At 71.2% G+C, this 22,049-nt stretch carries 19 protein-coding genes; all 19 read left to right on the forward strand.

Annotation, left to right across the window (positions count from 1 at the left end; genetic code table 11):
* Nucleotides 1-17: 17 nt before the first annotated feature.
* Nucleotides 18-1,556: a hypothetical protein gene (locus ACE3RQ_RS08495; protein ID WP_374521534.1), complete on the forward strand. Its 1,539-nt coding sequence runs from the start codon at nucleotides 18-20 to the stop codon at nucleotides 1,554-1,556.
* Between the two features lie 2 nt (nucleotides 1,557-1,558).
* On the forward strand, nucleotides 1,559-3,226 hold the full coding sequence (locus ACE3RQ_RS08500) for a GspE/PulE family protein (protein ID WP_374521535.1): 1,668 nt from the start codon (nucleotides 1,559-1,561) through the stop codon (nucleotides 3,224-3,226).
* Nucleotides 3,223-4,434 (forward strand): type II secretion system F family protein, encoded by a 1,212-nt coding sequence (locus ACE3RQ_RS08505; protein WP_374521536.1) that lies wholly within the window; start codon nucleotides 3,223-3,225, stop codon nucleotides 4,432-4,434. The genes ACE3RQ_RS08500 and ACE3RQ_RS08505 overlap by 4 nt, the downstream gene beginning before the upstream one ends.
* The gene (locus ACE3RQ_RS08510; RefSeq protein ID WP_374521537.1) at nucleotides 4,431-6,005 is read left to right on the forward strand and encodes a hypothetical protein; all 1,575 of its coding nucleotides are present in this window, start codon (nucleotides 4,431-4,433) and stop codon (nucleotides 6,003-6,005) included. The genes ACE3RQ_RS08505 and ACE3RQ_RS08510 overlap by 4 nt, the downstream gene beginning before the upstream one ends.
* Before the next feature lie 11 nt (nucleotides 6,006-6,016).
* Nucleotides 6,017-6,451, forward strand: a complete 435-nt coding sequence (locus ACE3RQ_RS08515) for a hypothetical protein (protein WP_374521538.1) — start codon at nucleotides 6,017-6,019, stop codon at nucleotides 6,449-6,451.
* The gene (locus ACE3RQ_RS08520) at nucleotides 6,448-6,876 is read left to right on the forward strand and encodes a hypothetical protein (RefSeq protein ID WP_374521539.1); all 429 of its coding nucleotides are present in this window, start codon (nucleotides 6,448-6,450) and stop codon (nucleotides 6,874-6,876) included. Before ACE3RQ_RS08515 ends, ACE3RQ_RS08520 begins: the two co-directional genes overlap by 4 nt.
* 56 nt (nucleotides 6,877-6,932) lie before the next feature.
* Nucleotides 6,933-8,399, forward strand: coding sequence for a hypothetical protein (locus tag ACE3RQ_RS08525; protein ID WP_374521540.1), 1,467 nt, complete (start codon nucleotides 6,933-6,935; stop codon nucleotides 8,397-8,399).
* Nucleotides 8,400-8,412: 13 nt separating this feature from the next.
* Complete coding sequence (locus ACE3RQ_RS08530; protein WP_374521541.1) at nucleotides 8,413-9,246, forward strand: ExeA family protein; 834 nt, start codon at nucleotides 8,413-8,415, stop codon at nucleotides 9,244-9,246.
* Nucleotides 9,243-10,703 carry a tetratricopeptide repeat protein gene (locus tag ACE3RQ_RS08535; protein WP_374521542.1) on the forward strand — a complete coding sequence of 487 codons (1,461 nt, stop codon included), beginning with the start codon at nucleotides 9,243-9,245 and terminating at the stop codon, nucleotides 10,701-10,703. The genes ACE3RQ_RS08530 and ACE3RQ_RS08535 overlap by 4 nt, the downstream gene beginning before the upstream one ends.
* Entirely contained in the window at nucleotides 10,704-11,459 is a 756-nt protein-coding gene (locus tag ACE3RQ_RS08540; protein WP_374521543.1) for a type II secretion system protein, read from the forward strand.
* A gap of 50 nt (nucleotides 11,460-11,509) precedes the next feature.
* Complete coding sequence (locus ACE3RQ_RS08545) at nucleotides 11,510-13,165, forward strand: ShlB/FhaC/HecB family hemolysin secretion/activation protein (protein ID WP_374521544.1); 1,656 nt, start codon at nucleotides 11,510-11,512, stop codon at nucleotides 13,163-13,165.
* A 240-nt stretch (nucleotides 13,166-13,405) separates the two neighbouring features.
* Nucleotides 13,406-14,158, forward strand: a complete 753-nt coding sequence (locus ACE3RQ_RS08550) for an undecaprenyl diphosphate synthase family protein (RefSeq protein WP_374521545.1) — start codon at nucleotides 13,406-13,408, stop codon at nucleotides 14,156-14,158.
* 25 nt (nucleotides 14,159-14,183) lie between these two features.
* Complete coding sequence (locus ACE3RQ_RS08555) at nucleotides 14,184-15,194, forward strand: NAD-dependent epimerase/dehydratase family protein (protein WP_374521546.1); 1,011 nt, start codon at nucleotides 14,184-14,186, stop codon at nucleotides 15,192-15,194.
* 6 nt (nucleotides 15,195-15,200) lie between these two features.
* On the forward strand, nucleotides 15,201-16,028 hold the full coding sequence (locus ACE3RQ_RS08560; RefSeq protein ID WP_374521547.1) for a glycosyltransferase: 828 nt from the start codon (nucleotides 15,201-15,203) through the stop codon (nucleotides 16,026-16,028).
* Entirely contained in the window at nucleotides 16,025-16,888 is an 864-nt protein-coding gene (locus ACE3RQ_RS08565) for a hypothetical protein (RefSeq protein WP_374521548.1), read from the forward strand. Before ACE3RQ_RS08560 ends, ACE3RQ_RS08565 begins: the two co-directional genes overlap by 4 nt.
* Nucleotides 16,889-16,918: 30 nt before the next feature.
* Nucleotides 16,919-17,989 (forward strand): NAD-dependent epimerase/dehydratase family protein, encoded by a 1,071-nt coding sequence (locus ACE3RQ_RS08570; protein ID WP_374521549.1) that lies wholly within the window; start codon nucleotides 16,919-16,921, stop codon nucleotides 17,987-17,989.
* Nucleotides 17,990-18,120: 131 nt separating this feature from the next.
* Nucleotides 18,121-18,588 (forward strand): hypothetical protein, encoded by a 468-nt coding sequence (locus ACE3RQ_RS08575; protein WP_374521550.1) that lies wholly within the window; start codon nucleotides 18,121-18,123, stop codon nucleotides 18,586-18,588.
* A 272-nt stretch (nucleotides 18,589-18,860) separates the two neighbouring features.
* On the forward strand, nucleotides 18,861-21,041 hold the full coding sequence (locus ACE3RQ_RS08580; RefSeq protein WP_374521551.1) for a YjbH domain-containing protein: 2,181 nt from the start codon (nucleotides 18,861-18,863) through the stop codon (nucleotides 21,039-21,041).
* Entirely contained in the window at nucleotides 21,038-21,817 is a 780-nt protein-coding gene (locus tag ACE3RQ_RS08585) for an MORN repeat-containing protein (protein WP_374521552.1), read from the forward strand. The genes ACE3RQ_RS08580 and ACE3RQ_RS08585 overlap by 4 nt, the downstream gene beginning before the upstream one ends.
* The last annotated feature ends 232 nt before the right edge of the window (nucleotides 21,818-22,049 follow it).

Consider the following 22,049-nt stretch of genomic DNA (forward strand, 5'->3'; position numbering starts at 1 on the left):
CTGACACCCCCCTGCCCATGACCACTCTCCTCATCTCCCTCTCCCGCCCCGACACCGTCTACGGCACCCACCCGGTGCAGTACGCGGTGCTGGACGGGCGGCGGGTGGTGGAGGGGGGCGATGGCGTGGCGGATGAGTTGGCCAAGGTGGCGGGGGGGTCGCTTCGGGTGGCGATGGACTCGGCATCCAACGTGACCGAGCGCGTGCGGCTTCGCGCGCTCGCCCGCCGCTTTGTGCCGGTGCTGGTGCAGCGCCATTTGGCCGACGGTGGTTTTTTCACCGAGCGCTTTCGCGCTCGGTCCCATGTGGTGTCCCTTCGGCAAGGAGAAGCCGAAGTGGACGTGGTGGCCATGCTCGAAGACGATGCCGAGCTGGCCCAGGAACTGCTCCCCACGCGCGAGCGCCCGCTGACCCACCTGGTCAGCGCGGAATGCGCCGTGGCCGCGCTGGTGGGTGCCGCCACCAGCGAGCCGGTGCTGGTGCACTGGTGGAGCGACACCGGCCTGCGCAGCCTGGGTGTGCGCGCGGGCCGTGTGCTGTGGCAGTGGGTGCAGCCGGTGCAGCCGGGCCTCACCGCGCACGACGAAGGCATCTGGCGCCCGCTGCTGGACGCGGCCACCGCCTCGGCACCGACCGAGTTCGGCGGCACCCACGGCAACGTGATCCGGCTGGGGCCAGGCCCGTGGGCCGCCGGTGGCGAGTGGGCCAGCAATGGCTCGCGCGAATTGATTCACCGCATCGCGGCGCTGTTGCGCGATGTGGACCCGGCCGACCTGCTCTCGGCCCCCCAACTCTTTGGCCTGGCCTTCGTGGAGAACCACCAGAGCCTGATCGTGAACGGCTACCGCCAGCGCGTGCAGGCCTGGCGCTGGGCGCCGGCGGTGGCCACGGTGTGCAGCGTGGCCGGTGCGGCCCTGATGGGCCTGGGCTGGTGGTGGCACCACCAGGCCACCGAGCTGACGCAAGCCCAGTACCAGGACGCTTATGCCATGGCCGCCCAGGCCAAGCTGGTGGCCCAGCAGCGGCCCTCGGCCGAGGCCATGACCGCGCTGCGCTCGGCCGCCTGGCGCGAAAAGGCCTTGGGCGTGAACCTGCGGGCCGACCGCTTCCTGAGCGAACTCTTCAGCCACGTGCCCGCGGGCGCGCAGGTGCTGCAGATCAAGCTGGTGCGCGACGACGCGGCCTCAGACCGCGTGAAACTGAAAAACGGCCAACCCGAGCGGGTGGCGCGCCAGCGCGCGACCCCTGCGCCAGAGCCCAAGCTGGCCGCCAGCGAACCCGAGGGCCTGCAGCCCGCCGGCGTGCCACTGAGCTTCAAGCCGGCCGCGCCCACCCGGCGCATGCCCAACCCGGGCGACCCGAGTTACCAGGTGGACCTGAAGATTGCCCTCTCAGGCGGCTACGCCAGCGCCAAGCTCAACGCCGAGGCCCTGGCCGAGCAGCTCTCTCGCCTGGGTCGGTTGTCTGACACCCGGCTCATTTTTGAAGACCAGGGCCCGCTGGCCCCGGGCGCACGCCTGCAGACGCGACTGACCATCGCCGCGGGTGCCTTCTGACCATGCAGCCCACCCTGAACGAACGCTCGGCCACCTTGGCCGCCCCCTCTTCCGGCCCAGCCCCCTCGGCCGACGACGCCCTGCTCAACGAGCTGGTGCGCAGTGGCTGCCTGTCGCTGCAGCAGGCCGGCTACAGCCGCCGCGTGGCGCGCTCGCTGGGCCGCACCGCCACCGACGTGCTCAGCCTGCTGCGCCTGGCCAGCGACGTGGACGTGGCGCGCGCCCTCTCGCGCCTGCACAGCCTGCCGGGCTGGTGGCCCGACGCCACGCAGGTGGAATCGCCGGCCCTGGCCCGCGTGCCCTTTGCTTTTGCCCGCCAGCACCGCGTGCTGCCCCTGCAGATCGACGGCACCACCCTGGTGGTGGCCACGGCCGACCCCACCGACCACGAGGCCCAGCAGCGCCTGCGCCGCCACGTGCCGGGCCCGGTGTCGTGGGTGGTGTCGCCCAAGGGGGCGCTCTCGGCTGTGATCGAGATGGCCTACCACGCGGCCACCCACCCCAGCGCCCAGGAGCTGGAGCGCGAGCTCAGCCGCCTGGGCGGCGACCTGGACGGTGGGCGCCTGGTCAAGCTCACGCTGGCCGACGGCATTGAGCGCGGCGCCAGCGACGTGCACTTCACCCCCACCGGCTTTGCGCTGATGGTGTCGTACCGCATTGACGGCGTGCTGCAGCTGCAGCACGTGCTGCCCGCGGCGCTGCACGCGCGCGTGGCCTCGGCCGTGAAGGTGGAAGCCGGCATGGACATTGCCGAAACCCGGCGCCCGCAAGACGGCAGCTATGCCGTCACCGTGGCCGGCCAGCCCTTTGACCTGCGGGTCTCGGCCATGCCCACCACCCATGGCGAAAACCTGGTGGTGCGCATCTTGTCGATGCGCGGCGACGTGCTGCCACTGGACCACACCGGCCTGTGGCCCGAGCAGGTGCAGCAGATCGAGCGCCTGATGCGCTCGCCCGACGGCCTGGTGCTGGCCACCGGCCCCACTGGCTGCGGCAAGACCACCACGCTCTACGCGGGCTTGCGCATGATCAACGCGCTGGAGCGCAACATCATGACGGTGGAAGACCCGGTGGAATTCCACATGCCCATGGTGCGCCAGGTGCGCCTGAACGAGCGCGCCGGCATGTCCTTCGCGTCGGCCGTGCGGGGCTTTCTGCGGCAAGACCCCGACGTGATGCTGGTGGGCGAGATTCGCGACGCCGAGACCGCCACCATGGCCGTGCGCGCCGCGCAGACCGGCCACCTGGTGCCCGCCAGCCTGCACACCAACGATGCCATTGGCGCCATCAGCCGCCTGCGCGACCTGGGCGTGCCGGCCTACCTGCTCAGCGCCACGCTGCGCGGGGTGATTGGTCAGCGCCTGCTGCGCAAACTCTGCGGCCACTGCCGCGCGCCCGTGGCCTCGCCCGATGGCACCACGCGCTACCGCGCCGTGGGCTGCGATCGCTGCAACGGCACCGGCTACCGCTCGCGCCTGGCCGTGGGCGAGGTGCTGGTGGTGGACGACGCGCTGCGCACCTTGATCGACCAGGAAGCGGGCGAGTCGGCCATGCGCCGCCATCTGAAGCAGACTGGTTTTCGGGACATGCGCAGCTGGGCCCAGCAGCTGGTGGACCACGGCTCCACCGACGAGGCCGAGCTTGAGCGCGTGCTGGGGGCGTCGCCATGAAGCTGTTCTGGTACCGCGCCATGAACGCGGACGGTGCGGTGGTGTCCGGCTCGGCCGAGCACCCCGACATGGGCGACCTGATCAGCAGCCTCTCGGTGCAGGGGCTGCAGCCGTTTCGGGTGTGGTCGCTGCCGGTGTGGCTCAGCGCCCTGCTGTTTCGCCCGCTGGGCGTGGCGTTGGTGGCCGAGTTTTGTTACCTGGTGGGCCAGCACCTGCGGGCCGGCGCCGACCTGCGCCTGGCCCTCACCGAGGCCAGCCACAGCGCCTCGCGGGCGCGCCTGCGCATGCTGTGCGCCCGCCTGCGCCGCGCGGTGGAGCGCGGCGACAGCCTGGCGCAGGCCGTGCAAGACACCCAGGCCTTTCCCGTGATGCTGCGCCACCTGGTGGCCGTGGGCGAGGAGACCGGCCGCCTGGGCGACATCCTGGGCGTGGCGGCGGCGCAGTTCGAGCAGGTGCGCCAGCTGCGCAGCGCCATCTTGCGCGCCCTGGTCTACCCGGCCCTGGTGGCCGTGGTGCTGCTGGCCAGCTGCGCCTTCTGGCTGATGGTGGTGATACCGCGCATGACCGCGCTGTTTGATTCGCTCAACCTCGATCTGCCCGCGGCCACGGTGAACGTGCTGGCCGCCGCCCGCTGGCTGCAGGGCAACGGCGCCTGGCTGCTCATCGTGCTGGGCGTGCTGGGCCTGCTGGGTGCCTTTGGCGCGCGGCTGGCCGCGCGCACCACCGCCTGGCACGCCCTGCTGTGGTGGCTGCCGGGCTGGAAGCGCATTGAGCGCGCGCGGGCCTACCACGTGTTTTTTGCCCACCTGGGCGCCATGCACGGCGCGGGCCTCACCATCAGCCGAACCCTCTCGGTGCTGCTGCAGCAGCCGGCCAACCGGCACCTGGGCCAGCGCATGGCGCGCCTGTCGCTGGGTGCGCTGCGCGGGCAGTCGCTCTCGGACGGGCTGGCCAGCAGTGGCGCCTTCGAGCGCTTTGCCCTGAGCCTGGTGCGCCTGGGCGAAACCACCGGCACGCTGGACCAGCAAAGCCAGCGCCTGAGCGAGCACTACGCCCAGCGCGTGAAGCAGCAGATCGACACCGGCTCGCGCCTGTTCGAGCCCATCGTGCTGCTGGTGCTGGCGGCCTTCCTGTTGTTGATCGGGGTCACCTTGCTGGGCCCGGTGTACGAGCTCGCGGCCAAGGCCTCGGCGGGGATCTTGCGATGAGCCAGCGGCCCACAGTCCTTCTTCGTGTGCGCGGCATGCTGCTGCTGGAACTGGCGCTGGCGCTGGTGATCGTGGGCGGCCTGGTGGCCGCGCTGCTGCCGCTGTTTGCCCTGCAGAACAGCCAGCAAAGCGAGCAGCAAGACGTGGCGGTGCTGGAGCAGGCCAAGCAGGCCTTGCTGGGCCGCCTGCTCACCGCCAACGGTCTGCCGGCGCCGATCAAATTTGCCGAAAGCTCCATCGGCACGGGTCAGACCGCCAGCAGCCACGTGGAACTCGACAGCGCCCTCACCCCGCTGGGGCTGGCGTGGCCCGGGGCCCTGCCTGGCACCGAACTGGGCGTGCCCACCGTGTCGTCGCTGCAAACGGCCTACTGGTACGACGCCCACCCCGCGCTGCGCGCCGACGCCGACGCTGCCTTCGTGCCCGCCACCGTCAGCAGCACCGTGGGCAGCGACACCTTCTATGCCTTCCGCCCCATCAAGGAACAGCTCGACCTGGCCATCAACACCAAGCTGTCCACCGGCGGCAACCGCAGCCAGCTGTGTCGCCACGTCAACACCCTGCAGACGCTGGACACCCGCATGCGGGCCTACACCAGTGGCGCCACCTCGGAATACGACTGGTCGCTCATTGACCTGACCTGGCCGCGCGTGTGGGCCACCGGGCTGGACGATCGCTTCAGCTGGGACCCCGGCCTGGGCTACGCCACCGTCACGCCGCCTGCCAGCTACACCGGCGCCCTGCCCAACGACCAGCACTCCTTCGACAACTCGTACGCAGCGGCCTTCGTGGTGGCCCGGCGCAACCCGCCGGCCCAGCGACGGCTGGACCGCCAGAACATCGTCTACCAGCAAGCCGGCACCACCGGGCTGGACGTGCCCCTGGCCAGCCGCACCACCATCCTGGACAACCAGGGCCACCGCATCTACGAAAACCCCCTCACGGCCGCGCGCGACAACACCACCAGCGACACCAACGACTACGCCGGCCGCACCACCGCGGCCTCGCTGGACGAGGTGGTCAGCGCCCTGGCGCGCGCCAGCGCCTGCAGCCAGCCAGCCGATGCCTGCACCCTCAACCAGCTCTACGTGCGCTTTCAGAACAACGTGCGCTCGGCCCCGCCCTCTGGTGACGTGACCAACCTCACCCTGCGCTGGGAACTGGTGGACGCGCTGGCCACCGTCCACCAGACGGGCGACGTCTCGGCCGGCAGCACCTCCACCGGCGTCTGCCTGGACGCGTTTGGCATCGACAACGCCTCCACCACCAGCTCTCGCTACCTGCGGGTGAGCTTCATCAGCCCCGCCGGCTCCACCGGCTACAACCCCGCCACCAACGGCATTTACTGGTACCGCGGGGGCCTGCTGGTGGACCCCAACCCGAACCAGAGCACCGCCGACGCCGGCGTGAACCGCTGGCGGCCGCTGAGCGCACTGTCGGCCGCCGAAGGCGGCAAGACCGTCACCGTGCGCTGCACCGGGCAACACACCGTCACCGCCGCCGGCCTGGCCGGCGAGTTGAACCCGGCGGGCCCGCTGCTGCCCACCTGCACCGTCACCCAGCTTCCCTGAGCTTGCGCACCATGAGCCTTTCTTTCCACACCCGTAGCGCCATCTGGCTCACCGCCGCGGCCCTGACCTTGGGTCTGGGCATCGTGGCTGCGCGAAGTGGCCACGCCAACCTTCAACGAGCGCAGGCGCAGGCCGAGGAACTGCGCAACGCCCAGAAGGCCGTGCAGACCGGCCTGGAGCGCACCGAGGCCTACGCTCGGCTGATCGAGCACATCGGCTGGCGCCCGGGCCAAGACCTGCGCCACGAATCGATTGACACCACCGCCGTGATCGCCGACCACGAAAGCGACCGGCTCAACGAAATCCTGCGCGCCAACCACGTGGGCAAGGGCCAGTTCTTCCTGCGCTCGTTGCAGATCGAGGCGCTGCGCAGCGGGCCGCAGGCCCAGCCCGCCGTGAAGGTCACGGTCAAGGGCGACAACATCCTGGTGCTGGACCGGCCATGAAAGCCTTCATTCCTTACCTCTTCGTGCCGGTGCTGGCCACCGCGGGCTGGGTGGCCGGTGCCTGGCTGCCCGCCCCCGCCGGCCCCACCCTGCCCAGCGCCACCACCATCGAAGCGCCCCCGCTGCTGGGCGTGCCCGTGCCGCCCCCGCCAGAAGGCGAGCCGGTGCGCGTGCACATGAAAGCCCTGCTGCCCCCCGCCACCGTGCCCCAGGCCTCGCGCCAGGGCGAGGTGCGCCAGGAGCCCCCGCGGGTGAACGCCATCCTGGTGGACGGCGCGCGCCGCGTGGCGCAAGTGGACGGCCAGGTGCTCACCGTGGGTGACCGCCACGGCGCCTACCGCGTCACGGCCATCGAAACCCACCGCGTGCTGTTCGTGCAAACCGTGCTCGGCCAGCGCCACTGGATCGACGTGAACGCGCCATGACCGATGCCCGACGCGCCCCACCCGCACGCCCGCCGCAGCCCAGACCCTTCAAGACCATGAACACGTTCTTCCCCGCCACCCTGCGCACCCTGCGGCCCACCCTGGCATTGCTGGCGGCCGCGGCATTGACCGCCTGCGCGCCCATGGTCAAGCCCCTGCCCGGCTCCGAGGCCATTCCGCCCACCGCCTACGGTCCGGTGAACGAGCGCCTGAAAGAAGCCCAGGCCCAGCAACAAGCCGCGCGCACCGCCGTGGAACTGCCGCCCGAGAAGCGCCTGCCCAGCTTCGATGCGCGCGACGACAAAGGCTCGGGCCAGCCCGAGCTGTACTCCTTCCGCGCCCGTGACCTGCCCCTGCGCGACGCGCTGGGCATGCTGGCCAAGGCGCATGGCCTGAACATCGTGGCCGACCCCGAAGTGGGCGGCCAGGTCTCGGTGGACTTTCAGGACGTGCCGCTCTCGCGCGCCTTTGACATCCTGCTCTCCAGCCTGGGTTACTCGTGGGAAGAAGACCGCGGCGTGATCCGCGTGCGCGCCTCGGTCACGCGCACGTTCGAGGTGGACTACATCCGCAGCACCCGCACCGCCTCGGTGTCGGGCGGCGCCAACCAGGGCGGCGACAGCGTGGCCTTCTGGCAAGAGCTGGAAACCCAGATCCGCTCGCTGCTCTCGCCCAAGGGCCGCCTCACGGTCAACCGCCTCACCGGCGCCATCATGGTCACCGACCTGCCCGCCAAGGTCGACGAGGTCTCGCGCTTCATTGAGCTCATGCGCAGCGGCATGTACCGCCAGATCGACATCGAGGTGCGCATCGTCGAAGTCACCCTGCGCGACCAGTTCGCCCTGGGCCTGGACTGGAGCCGCCTGCGCGCCAACCCGCTGCAGGGCTCGGTGCAGTTCAACACCCGCGTCACCTCGCCACAGGGCGTCTCGCCCGCTCAGCCCACCATGGCCCTGCGCCTGGCCGGCGACCGCTACACCTCGCTCATCGAGGCCCTGCGCGAGCAAGGCGATGTGCGCGTGGTCTCGCAGCCGCGCATCCGCATCCTGAACAACCACACCGCGCACGTGAAGGTCGGCACCGACGAGACCTTCTTCCTGCGCTCCACCAACCGCATCATCCAGGGCGGCGGTGGCGTGCTCGACACGGTGAACGAACAGCCCCGCACGGTGAACCTGGGCGTGAACCTCACGGTCACGCCGCAAATCGCCGCCGACGGCTGGGCCATGCTCAACATCGCCCCCACCGTCACCCGCCTAGTGGGCACCGCCACCTCGCCCTCTGGCGACAGCAACGCCCCCATCCTGGACGTGAGCGAAGCCAGCACCATGGTGCGCGTGCGCAGCGGCGAACTGGTGATGCTGGGCGGCCTGATCCAGGAAGAAACCAGCGACACCAACCGCCGCGTGCCCGGCCTGGGCGACGTGCCCCTGATCGGCAAGGCCTTTGGCAGCACCTACCAGGCAGGCAAGCGCAAAGAGCTGGTGATCTTCCTGGCGCCCACCGTGCAGCCAGGCCAGTAAGGAACGGCCCACCGTGGAAGACACCCTGCGCACCTGCTACGAAGCCCTGGGCTTCACGCAGGCGCCGTTCTCCATCACCCCCGACACCGGGCTCTTCTACCCCGGCAGCCGGCACGTGGCCGCCTACAAGCAGCTCTACCACGCCTGCACCACCGGCGTGATCGCCGTGCTGTCGGGCGAGATCGGCCTGGGCAAAACCCTGGTGGTGCGCTGCGTGCTGCGCAGCCTGCCCGAGACCGTGCGCGTGGCCTACCTCATCAACCCCCTGATGGACCTGCCCGACCTGCTGCGCTCCATCGGGCGCGACTTTGGCGGCCCGGCCCTGCCCAACAACGCCCCGCTGTCGGTGCTGCACAACCACCTGGTGGAGACCGTGCTGGAAGGCGCTCGCGACGGTGCGCGCTTTGTCGTCATCGTGGACGAAGCCCACCGCCTGAGCGGCGACTCCCTGGAGGCCTTGCGCCTGCTCTCCAACCTGGAGACGGAGCGCAGCAAGCTCATTGGCCTGGTGCTGGTGGGCCAACCCGAGCTGGAGCGCACCCTGGCGCTGCGCGCCATGCGGCCCCTGCGCGAGCGTGTGGGCGTGTGGCTCAAGCTCGGGCCGCTCAGCCGCGACGAGTGCGCGGCCTATGTTCGCCACCGCATCAAGCGCACCCACCGCGACGGCGGTTTCGAGTTCACCGGCATGGCCCTGTGGTGGCTGCAATGGCAGACCCGCGGTGTGCCAAGGCGCATCAACCTGGCCTGCGAACGCGCCGTGTTGCTGGCGTTCGCCATGAGCACCCGGCGGGTCACCGCTTCCATGATGCGGCAAGCCTGCCGCGAGTTTTCCGAGGCCTGGGCATGAGCGTGATGGAAAAAGCCCTGCGCGAGATCGACGCCCGCCGCCACCCCAGCGACGCCGCCACTCCTGCAGACGACCCGCTGGCCCTTACCCACCTGCCCCTGCAGCCCCCAGCCGCCCCGCGCGGGCGCCTGCTGCCCTGGGTGGGCCTGCTGGCCATTGGCGCATTGGCCGGCTGGGTGGCCACCGTCTGGTGGCACACCCCCGCCGACGGCAACCCGGCACTGGCCACGGCCACCACGCCCGCCAACCCTGCGCCCCCGAGCGCCCTGGGCGAGGCCGGCTTGCGACCAGCGGCCAGCCCCCTGGTGGGCGAGGAATGGCTGGTGCAAGCCGGCCACGTGTGGCTGGCCGGTCTGCACGACGAAGCCGCCCGGCTGTGGGTGGCCGGCCTGCGCGGCCTGCCCCCGCACCAGCTCGCCCTGATGGTGGCCGACCACCAGGACCTGGCCGGCGCGCGCGAACTGCACCGCCAATGGGCCGGCCAATGGCCAGTGGTGGTGCTGCCCCGCCAGGGCATGGGTGAGGCGCGCTGGCTCGTGCTGGCCGTGCCCGCCACCAGCGACCTCGAACGCGCCCGCCAGCAACTGGCCCAGGCCGCCCAGCGCCCGGTGGTGTGGGCCACCATGGCCGAGTGGATCAACCCGCTCGCCCTGGCCCAGGCCACGCCCGCCGCCAGCGAACCTCCGGCCCCGCTGGCCCAGGCAGCGCCTGTGGCACCAGCACCAGCACCAGCACCAGCACCAGCACCAGCACCAGCACCAGCACCCGCGCCCGCCGCGGCGCCGCCCCCCCGCCCGGCGCCCTCGCTGCCAGCACCGGCCAACGCCAAGCCCACCACGCCCGCACCATCGGCCTCGCCCCATCCGGTACCGGCGCCGTTGGTGGCCGCCACCCCCAAGTCCGCTCCCCGCGCCGACGACGCCCCCACCGTGGTGCGGCAGTCGGGCCCCGAGCCCACCGATGCCCAGCGCAGCGCCGCGGCGGCACAGGCCATCGACAACGCCTTCATCGCCGTCGAGCGCCAGCTCGCCGCCGGCGACCACGCCGGTGCGCTCGATGCCGCCCTGCGCCTGGAGCAAAACGTGGGTGCCACCTGGCGCACCCACTACCTGCGCGGCGTGGCCCTCTCGGGCCTGGGGCGCTGGCCCGAGGCCGTGACCGTGCTGGCGCAGGCACACCAACGCAACCCTGGCCACCTGCGCGTGGGCATCTACCTGGCCGTGGCCATGCAAGAAAACGGCGACCACGGGCCCGCGCTGGAGGTGCTCACCCGCCTGAGCGAGCGCCACCCCCAGGCCCCCGAGCCCTGGCTCAACAAAGGCCATTCCCTGCAAGCGCAAGGCCGCCCCAGCGAGGCCGCCCAGGCCTACCAGCGCTTCCTGGCCTTGAGCGAGCAACGCGGCGACCTGCAAACCCAGCGCCAATGGGTGCAGGCCCGCCTGACCAAGGACAACTGAGTGCTGCCCCGCCCCCTCTCCATCCGCACGCGCAGCGTGGGCGCCCGCGCCCAGCGCGGGCTTTCCATCCTGGAACTCGCCATCGGCCTGGCCATCGTGGGCGTGCTGGCCGCCATGGCCCTGAAATCGCAAGAGCTGGTGGAGAACTACCGCCAGGCCCAGTTCGTCACCAAAGTGCAGACCCTGGTGAGCCAGCTCGGCAGCTACCGCCGCACCTGGGGCCGCTGGCCCGGCGACTGCAACCGCGACGGCCTGATCGACCCCAGCTTCAACACCGTGGCCCTGCTTGAGCCGCTGGAATACGCGGTGCCCACCAGCCTCACCCCTGCCGCCAGCAGCAGTGCCACCTACGCCCTGGGCAACACCTGCCCCAGCAGCACCCTCACCCCCTTTGCCAACGGCAACGTGCCCTACAACGAGCTGCGCCTGGCCGGCCTGCTGCCCATGGGCGAGACCAACCGCAAATCGGCCGACCACGGGCTGGGCGGCGAAATGCACCTGGGCACGCTCGACGTGAACTCAGGCACCAGCTACCTCGAAGACAAGTTCAACGCCCTGGTGCTCACCGACGTGCCCATCGTGGCCGCGCGCCGCCTGGCCGTGGCCATCAACGGCCAGGACGGCTCAGCCGGCGACACCGGCCGCGTGCGCCGCAGCACCACCCTGGGCACCTTCGACGCCCTGTGGACCGCCAGCGGCGAAACCGAACTCAAGCGCATCACCGTGGTGGTGCTTTTCGACCGGGTGCCGCCGTGACGCCGCTCCCCTGCCGGCCTGATTTCAGCCTTGCTTACCCCACTCTTGCCATGCCAGACCACCTGATTCGCCCCGCTCGTCCCCTGCGCCCCACCCGCCCGCGCCAGCCCCACCGGCTGGCCGTGGCGCTTCTGGCCTTGATGGGTGGCCCGCTGGCCGCGCAGACCCTGCCCGGCCCCGTGCCCGACCCCGGCGTGGTGCTCAACGAGCAACTGCGCCGCCTGGGCAACGCCGCCCCCCGCCCACGGGTGGACACCGACCCCGCAGAGCCCCGCGTGGCCCCAACGGAGGCGCCCGCCGTGCGCGCCCAGGTGAGCTTTCAGGCCATCGAGTTCTCGCGCACCGAACTGCTCGACCCCGAAGACCTGCGCGCACTGGCCCAGCGCTACGTGGGCCGCCCCCTCACCACCGAAGACCTGCAAGCCCTGCTCGACGGCATCAGCGCGCTCTACCAGGCCAAAGAAGTGCTCACCGCCGCAGCCGTGCTGCCGCAGCAAGACCTGCAAAGCGGCCGCCTGCGGGTGCTCCTGGTGGAAGGCAAGCTCGGTCGCGTGCGCGTACAGGGCGACGACACCATCGACACCCAGTGGGTGCAAGCCTGGTTCGACCTGCCCCAGGGCGAGGTGGTGCGCAACGACGCGGTGCGCGACCGCCTGGTGGTGTTCAACGCCAGCAGCGACCGCAGCGCCGCTGCCGCCTTCGAGGCCGGCGAGGTCTTCGGCGTCACCGACCTCGTGCTCGACGTGACCCCCACCCCACGCTGGCAGGCCTGGTCTTTCGTGGAAAGCACCCAAGGCCAGGACAGCACCGGCCTGCAAAGCGCCGTGGGCCTGCGCTGGGCGCCGCTGGGCGCGCGTGGCGGCCGCCTGGAAACCGCCCTGCTCTCCAGCGCCGCTGGCAAAACGCTCAGCCTCAGCGGCAGCGTGCCCCTGGGGCACGAGGGCTGGCGCGCTGGTGCAAACCTGGCCAGCTCGCGCTCAGAAACCGTGCTCACCGGCCAGGACGGCAAAACGCTCACGCTCGACGGCCAGTCGCGCAGTTGGGGCCTTGACGTGTCGCGCACCGTGGCCCTGGGCGGCCCCTGGCTGGGCGTGTTCGGCGCGCAACTGGGCCAGATGCACTCGGACACCAGCATTGGTGAGGTGAGCGTGTTCAACACCCGCGTGAACCGCGCCCAGCTCAGCGCCAACCTCAGCCGCGACACGGGCAACGGTCGCTCGGTGCTGCGCGCCCAGTGGGTGAACGCCCGCAGCAAGGGCGACACCTTGCGCTACCTTGACCTGGGCATGGGCCACCTGCAATCGTGGGGCGAGGCCAAGCGCTGGCAATGGCGCGTCAACGCCGTGCTGCGCGGCGCCGACAGCGGCACCCCCCTGGCCAGCGAAACCCTGGTGCTGGGCGGTCCCGACACCGTGCGCGGCTACGACGCCGGCAGCAGCTCTGGCGAGCAGGGCCATGCCGTGCAGCTCGAACTGCGCTACCGCGCCCTGGCCGAGACCACCAGCACCGTGGACGTGTTCGCCTTCTGGGACCAGGGGCGCGCCAAGCACAGCAACGCCGCCGCCGTGCCACTGGAAAGCGTGGGCCTGGGCTTGCAGGCCCGCCTGAACGCCAGCCTGGGCATGGAACTCACCGCCAGCCACCAGCGCAAAGAGCGCAGCGGCTCCCCCAACCGCCTCACGCTGCGCCTGCTGGCCAGCTGGTAAGCCGCCGACCGCTCGCGCCCTGCGCCCTCGCCGCCCGCCGGCGGCCCCCCTCATCCACCCCGCCGCCTGTGGTCTGGACCACCGGCGATCGGGAATCTGTCACGCGAAGGTACCATTTTTGGCGTTTTTATGGATTGAAAATGCCTGTTGTCAGTTAGAGTATTCAAAACCGCAAGCCAATGGTTTTGAAAGCCCGCGTCCCCGGCGCAGGGCAGACGAACCGACACCCCAAGCCACACCATGGAACGAGGCCCTCACATCGAACCCCTCACCGTGCCCCTGAGCGCGGCACCGGTGGCGATTGCGCCCCCGAAGTGGCGGGCACCACAGCACCTGGCCATGCTGGCGGCCGGGCACCGCCGCTGGGCGAGGGAGAACGGCCTGCCCTACGGCAACCTCTTTGGCGGGGGCATCGCGCAGCTGATGGAACTGGTGACCCGCTGCGTGGACCGAGGCGTGGGACAGCTCACCATCTGCGGCCACAGCGATGACCTGTGGCTCATGTCCGACCACAGCGCGCCGGCCATGCTCAGCGCCTTTCGCGATGGCCTGTGGCAGGCCGCCCTGAAACTGCAAGCCCTGGGGGTGCGGCTGCAGCTGCGCGGCGACGCCACCTGCCTGGACCCCACCACCCTGGCCCTGCTGGAGCGCCTTCAGCGCGCCACCCAATACAACGACGGCCTGCTGCTGGTGCTGGGCATGGACTACCGCCAGCCCTGGCTGCCCGAGGCCGGCCCGACGCCACCGCCCGGCAAAGCCCAGCGCCCCGGCGCCGGCCATGCCCCGAAACGCCGGCCCGACCCCGATTTGCTGATCCGCACTGGCGGCACCTTGTCGTCTTGCACCGGGTTGCTGTGGGACACGCGGCACACCGCGCTCTACCTCACCGACTGCCTCTGGCCCAACTTCAACGCGGCCGCCCTGGACCGGGCGCTCCAGTGGTTCGGCACCCGCGAACGCCGGCACTGGGTGCACGTACGGACCACTTCCTGAGAACCACCGCCAACGGAGCACCACGATGGGCAAGAACAAGGCATTGATTCCCCCGAAGCTGCTGTTGGTGGGCAGCCACTGCGCCCTGAACGAGGCCTTGCACCACCGCTTCGTGTGCGCCGACTTTGACGTCAAGTGGGTGCGCACCGACACCCGCCGCGGCCCGCTGCTGCCCTACCTGCTCGACCTTGAGGTGGCGCTCAAGCGCGAGCAACCCGCCTACGTGATCGTGAGCCCATCGGCCACCATGACCCGCGCAGATCGCCTGCGCGTGCCCTCGCAGGTGCTGCAGGCCCACCTGCTGGCACCCACCCAAGCCATCCAGCTGGCCCTGGCCTCGGGCGTGCGCCGGCTGCTGTTCGTGGGCAGCCACGACATCTACCCCGGCGGCCCGACCGTGCCCAACGCCGAAGACGACGTGCGCCTGCCGCGCGAGGGCAACGCCGCCTCCGAGCTGGCCACCGGCCACCTGGCCTGCCTGCAGATGTGCGCCACCTTCAGCGAGCAACACGCCGAGCAGGGCGTGGACTTCCGCAGCCTGGTGCTGGCCGACGTGTTCGGCCCTGGCGAGCCCTACGAGCACAGCCCCACCAAGGTGGTCTATGCCCTGATCGACCGCATGCACCGCGCCAAGCGCCAAGGCCTGGACAAGGTGGACATCCTGGGCGACGGCTCACAGCGACGCGACTGGATGTTCGCCGACGACGCCGCCGAGGCTGCCCTGCAAACCCTGAGCCTCACCCGCGAGAGCTACCGCCAGCTCACCCTGCCCGGCCTGCGCCACCTGGCCGCCGGCAGCGGGCAGGCCCTGTCGTTGATGGAACTGGCCGGGGCCATTGCCAGCACGGTGGGCTACCACGGCCACCTGGCCACGCACACGACCCAGCCGCCGGGCGCCTCCATCGGCCCCGACCAGAAGATCGACGACGCCCGGTTGCGCCGCACCGGCTGGCGACCACGCGTGGGCCTGACAGACGCCCTGCGCCAGACCTACGACGGCTACCTCAAGTCCAAGCTGGCCACGGCCGCTGGCTGACCGTCCATGCGCACCTTCTTCCCCTCTCACCAGCTGCCCGGCCACCCAGGCGACCCCGTCGATGGTCTGCACCCGGCCGAGCAGGCCCGGCGCCCCCAGGTGAGCGTGGTCACGCCCGTGTTCGGCCACTGCCCCACGGTGCTGGCCTGCCTGCAATCGGTGGCCGAGCAAGCCCAGGTAACCGTGGAGCACGTGGTGGTGGACTGCGGGTGCGACGAAGCCACCTTCGCCAAGATTCTCTCGTGGCGACACCGCATCACCGTGGTGCCCGGCACCGCGCGCGACACCTTCGGCACCGCCTACAACCGCGGCCTGCAGCACAGCCACGGCGAGGTGGTGGGCTTTCTCTCGGGCACCCAGGCCTACGCCCACCCCGGCGTGCTGCAAGCCGTGTGCGAGAGCCTCGGCACGGCCCAGGTTGACGCCATCTATGGCGACCTGCTGGGCGTGGCGCAAGAAGACCTGGGCCACGTCAAGCGCGCGCTGCTGATCGGCCCCTTCTCGCGATCGCGCGTGGCCTGGGGCTGGGCCCCGCCACTGAGCGCCACCTTCATCCGCCGCCACTGGTGCGAACGCCTCAACGGCATGTCCACCGACCTGCGGCTGGCCGCGCCCTACGACTACCTGGTGCGCCTCATGGCCCAACCCGCCTTCCGCCTGAACTACCTCAACCAGCCACTGGTGCGCCACCGCCTGCGCCTGAGCTGGCGCGAAGCCTTGCACCGCCTGGCCCACCAGCCGCGCGAAGAGTGGCGCGTGATGCGCCGCCACCGGGTGGGCGGGCTCGGCTCCCTGGCGTGGAAGAACCTGCTGCGACTCAACCACCTGCTGTGAACGACCCCACCGACTCCCTCATCCCCGACTGGCTGCGCCACCCCAGCGCGCGCAAGCGCATTGCCGTGGTGCACGCCGGCCCCATCGGCCTGGCCACCGCCATGCTGCTGGCGCGCCGCCACGACGTGAGGCTGCAAGACGCGCGCACACACTGGGTGGAGCAGATCAACGCCGGCCACCTGCCACCCGACGAGCCCGGCCTGCAAGAGCGCCTGAGCCACCACTGCGATGGCCTGCAGGCCACCACCGACCTGGAACTGGCGGTGGACGAGGCCGACTACGTGTTCGTGACCACACCCACCCGCTTTGACAAGGCCTACGGCTCGGTGGACACCTCCGCGCTGGACACCATGCTGCAAGAGGTGCGGCTCATCAACCCCGGCGCCACGCTGGTGCTGGCCTCCAACCCCCCCGTGGGCTACAACCAGTACCGCACCCGCCTGACGGGCGAGACCTCGCCGCCCATCGTGCTGCCCACCCCGCTGCGCCCCGGCCACGTGTTCCAGGACCGCTGGCACCCCCAGCGCCTGGTGATTGGCGAGTGCTCGCAGCGCGCGGTGTACCTGGCCTTGCTGCTGCGCGACTGCCTGCTGCGCCCCGGCGTGCCCTACGTGCTCACCCACGCCACCGAGGCCGAGGCCGTGTTTCTGTTCGAGCAAAAGCGCGAACTGCTGGGCGGCACCCTGTCACAAGCCGAGGTGGCCAGCTACGCCAACCGCCACGGGCTTGACCTGGGCCAGATCCTGGAGGCCCTGGCCATGGACGTGCAGCCCGAGCTGGGCCATGTGCACACCCCCGACCGCATGCCCTGGGCCCAAACCGTGCCCTACCGGCCGGACCACCTCACCCCCTCGACCTAGCCGGGCTGAAGCCGCCCCGCGAGACGCGCCATGATTCACTGTGCGGAACAAATCCTCATCTCCCGCCCCGACCACCTGCTCGGGCGGGCCCTGCAGCGCCAACTGCTGCACCTGGGGCACCCGGCCTCGCACATCATCGGCGCGCCCCTGCCCGACTTTCACAACCTGGCCGAGACCCGTGCCTTCCTGGAAGCCCACCGGCCCGAGCAGGTGTACGTGATCGCGCAAGACCTCAATAACCACCACTCCCAGCCCAAGATCTGCGACAACTGGCTGCCCGACGCCAGCGCCGACGCCACCCTCATACGCGCCGCCTACCTGTGCGGCGCGCGGCGCCTGATCTACGTGGCCGACTCTCGCGTGTACCCCGCCCCCGCGCCACAACCCGTGGCCGAGTGGTTCTTGTGCGCCGCCCCCGCCTCGCCCCAGGCCGACAGCCAGGCCGCCCGCGTGCAGCGCCACTGCCTGCGCCTGTGCGATTCGCTCAGCCACGGCGAAGGCTCGGGCCCGCGCGCCGACTTTCGCGGCGCCGTGGTCAGCGAGGTGTACGGCCCCCTGGGCCGGGGCGACGGCCACCGCCCCCTGGCCACAGCGCCCATGGGCCTGGTGGAACACCTGCTGCGCCAGCTGCTGCAGGCCGAAGACATGGCCGAGAACCGCCTGCAACTGCAACTGCCGCCCGGCACCCCCATGGCGCTGGACCTGCTGTTTGCCGACGACGCCGCCGAGGCCCTGGTCTACCTGCTCGAGCTGCCCCGCCAATCCCTCACCGCAGCGGGCCGCACCAACGGCACCAACGCCAACACCAACGCTGGCGCCACCATCACCACCGGCCCCTGCCACACCAACGTGGGCTCGGGCGTGGCCACACACATGGAGCGCCTCATCCGCCAAGCCGCACTGGCGGTGGGCTACTTCGGCCTGCTGGACCCACTCACCCACAGCAGCCCCGAACTGGCCGCCACCAGCCGCTGCCTGTGCACCCGCCGCCTGCGCGACCTGTCCTGGGAACCCCTGATCGACCTGGAATGCGGCCTCGAACTCACCGGCATGGACCTGCGCCTGCGCACCCGCCGGCGCGACCGTGGCGCGGTGCACTGAGGCGCGCCGGCGCGGCCCCGCCCGTCAACCCCGCGCGCAAAAACCGCCGCCCGCGCTGGAATTTCGCGAATAATCCAGCCATACCACTTTTGATAGTTGGCGATATTTTTCGCATCTAAATGGAGCAAGCAATGATCAAACACGTGCTGACCGCGGCCGCCATGGCCGCCGCCCTGACGCTGGCCCTGCCCGCCACCGCCCAACAAAAGCGCGAGAGCACCGTGAAGACCCTGGTGCAACCCAGCGCCGGGCGCCAGGCCCTGCCCCTGGGCACCGTGATCCAGGGCGGCACCGACCTGGGCACCTCAATTGCCGGCGCCACCGTGGTGCTGCCCAACCGCCAAGTGGTGTACGACGTGGTGGTGGGCCAGGTGCAGCGCGACAACCAGGGCCTGCCCGTGGGCGGCACCATCACCTCCAGCATCACGCTGGTGCCCCTGCAACCCACCGCCGACAACGCCCCCCGTGGCGCCAGCATGACCACCGGCCAAGTCAGCCCCGGGCTGATCGGCGCCGTGGCCCTGGGCGCAGCCCTGGCCCTGGGCGGCGGCGGCGGCGGCAGCAGCTCCACCGTCACCCACGGCGGCACCCCCCGCTAAGGCGCGGGGCCCAAGACCCCAAGCCCCGACGCCCGGTAGCGCCAGTTGCCGCACCCCTCCACAGGCGGCGCCGTGGTGCCGCCCCGCCTGTGCACTGCCCTTGCACCGCTTTGGCCGCTTGGGCCGCTGTGCCGGGGTGTGGCCCCGACATGGCACCGACATGGCCCCCTGTCCACCTTGGCGCCTGGTTGGTGGGTTGGCGCAATGAATCACGTTCGTGATTTTTTGCTTATCACACCTATCACACTTCGCCTTTCCCAGCCCTCATCCGCATGAAGCTCCAACCGATCGCCCGCGCGGTGGCCCTGCTGCTGCCCCTGGCCGCCCACGCCCAAGACATGGCCGCCGCCTCGCCCATGTGGTCAGGCTCCAGCGGCTACATCAACACCCCCTCGGCCACCATGCGGCCCGACGGCCACTGGGTGGCCGGCCTGGCCCACGCCAGCCCCTACACCACCCTGTTCGTGGGCCTGCAAGCCCTGCCCTGGCTGGAGGTGACCGGGCGCTACCAGCAAACCAGCGGCGTGGCCGGCTTTGACCCGCGCTACGGCGCCGGCTACGGCAGCTACAAAGACAAGGCCGTCGGCCTCAAAGCCCGCCTGTGGCAGCAAGACGCCTTCGGCCTGGGCGGCCTGCCCGCCGTGGCCGTGGGCGTGGACGACACCGGCATCGGCACCGAGGTGTTCGCCAGCCAATACCTGGTGGCCAGCCGCCAGTGGCAGCTGGGCCAGCTGCGCGCCGAAGGCTCGGTGGGCTACGGCCGCCAGCGCATCGACGGCCTGTTTGGCGGCGTGCGCCTGCAGCACGAACGCTGGCCCGCCTGGGGCCTGGTGATCGACTACGACCGCATCGACTTCCGCCGCGACGTGGGCGCCCGCCAGGTAGGGCTTGACCAGCGCCGCATCGGCCGCTGGAACGGCGCGGTGGAATACCACTCGCCACGCGGCTGGGGCGTGCAGCTGGGCCAGCGCGACGGTCAGCCCAGCGTGCAGGTGTCGCTCAGCATTCCCCTGGGGCAGCGCAGCTTCAGCCCCAAAACCACTGAGCCCGCCCCCTACGTGTACCTGGGCGAGCGCCTGGCCCGCCCCCGCTGGGACACCGACCTGGTGAACCAGGCCCAGATGGCCCTGGCCCTGCGCGAAGAAGGCCTGCGCGACGTGGCCATCCACCTGGACGGCACCACCCTGCGCGCCCAGTGGCGCAGCAACCGCTACCTTGACAGCAGCCGCGCCGTGGGCCGCGCCCTGCGCGTGCTGCTGGCCCACGGCCCTGCCAGCATGCAGCGCATTGAGGTGACCACCCTCACCGAAGGCATGCCCACCCTGCACTACAGCGTGGACGACCTGCCCGCCCTGGCCCGCTTCTTCGCCGGCGGCGCCGGGCTGGACGAACTGGGCACCGGCGTCACCGTGCGCCAGGCCAACCCCGACGACGCCCCCCCCGCGCCCGCCGAACGCACTGCCTGGCTGGACGACGCACGCATCCACACCCTGCTGCCCACCAACCGCCCCCTGCCCGACGGGCAAGACACCGGCGTGCCGCTGGACCGCGCCCTGGGCGGCGAAACCCCCGAGGGCCACAGCTGGCGCCTGGGCCCGCAGCTGCAGGTGTTCTTCAACGACCCCAGCGGCGCGCTGAAGGCCTCCATCAACGCCCGCGCCCAGGGCCGCCTGCGCCTGGGCCCCGCCACCGCCTTCGACGTGAGCGCCAGCGCCCGCGTGCTGGAAAACATCTCCGACGTGACCCAGCCGTCCAACTCGCTGCTGCCCCACGTTCGCTCCGACGTGGCCGAGTACTTCCGCGGCAGCCGCCTCAAGCTCGACCGCGCCGTGGTGAACCACTTCTGGCGCCCGGCCGACCACTGGTACGCCCGCGCCTCGGCCGGCCTGTACGAGACCATGTTCGCCGGCACCGGCGCCCAGGTGATGTACGTGCCCGAGCGCGCCCGCTGGAGCGCCGACCTCGCCGTCGACGCCCTGGCCCAGCGCGACTTCCGCCAACCCTTCAAGCTGCGCGACTACCGCACCACCACCGCCCTGGCCTCGGTGCACCGCGAGTGGCCCCTGCAAATCACCACCACCCTGCGCGCCGGCCGCTTCCTGGCCGGCGACAGCGGCGCGCGCGTAGAGATCAAGCGCGAATTCGCCTCGGGCGTGCAAGTGGGCCTGTGGTACTCGCACACCAATGGGCGCGACATCACCTCGCCCGGCTCGGCCAGCTCACCCTACCGCGACAAAGGCGTGTTCATCAGCGTGCCCTTCGACGCCGTGGGCAGCAAACACTCCAGCCGCGTGGCCAGCATCGCCATCTCCCCCTGGACGCGCGACGTCGGCCAAATGGTCGAATCCCCCGCCGACCTGCGCCTGGTGCTGGAGCGCGGCACCCTGCGCACCCTGCAATCCGACAACCCGCTCGCCGCCCTGGGCGGCGTGGACGCCGAGGAACGCCCATGAGGCCCCGCCACACCCTGGCCCTGGCCACCGCCCTGTTCGCCACCGGGCTACCCCAGGCACAGGCCCTGGCACAGGCCCAGGCACCAGCCACCGCGGCGGCCACCCCGGCCTGCGCCGTCAACGCCCCCGCCCTGGCCGCCGGCCAACACAGCGGCGGCTGCCAGGACGGCCGCGCCCATGGCCCCGGCCGCGTGACAGACCCCGCCACCGGCCACACCCTATTTGAAGGCGACTTTCACCAAGGCGACCGCCACGGCCAAGGCCGCTACAGCCCACCCGGTGGCGACACCTACCAAGGCCAGTGGCAGCGCGACCAACGCCACGGCCAAGGCCGCCTCGACTTCGGCCCCGCCTCCCCCTGGCACGGCGACCGCTACGAAGGCCAATGGCAGGCCAACCAGTTCCACGGCCAAGGCCGCTACCGCTGGGTGCACGGCGACGTCTACGAAGGCCCCTGGAAAGAAGGCCAGCAAACCGGCCCCGCCACCGCTGGCCAGCAACGCCGCGCAGCCTACCTGGCTGCCCTGCTGAACGCCCTGCCCGCCACCCAACACCACGTCTGCGCCCTGGCCCCCACCCCCGGCCAGCCAGGCACCCCCGCCCGCGCCCGCGTGCTCTCGGTGGTGGAAGACCGCCTGCAACTGCAACCGCAACCGCAACCACAGCAGCAGCCGCCACAACCACAAGCCCCAACCCAGGCCGGCGCCAACACCCAGGCCCCCCCCGCCGCCCCCTTCTGGAGCCCCGCCGCCGCCTGGCGCCCCTGCGCGCCATAAGGCCCGCACACCCCCGAGGCCGGCCCAACCTGAACGCCACCTGAACAAAGCCCCAAACCCGGCTGTCCCCACGGGGCGTGACATTTTTCACCCAGGGCGTCTGCGGTTTCTACCTATACTCGAAAATATGATTTTTCTGACACCTGTCAGTTAAATCGCCAATACCGCGACACTCCTGCCAAGGCCCGACACCCGTCAGGCCCTGCGGTAGCCTGCCCGCCCCCAGGGCGAG

The sequence above is a fragment of the Hydrogenophaga sp. genome, from assembly GCF_041913525.1.
Taxonomy (GTDB): domain Bacteria; phylum Pseudomonadota; class Gammaproteobacteria; order Burkholderiales; family Burkholderiaceae_C; genus Hydrogenophaga.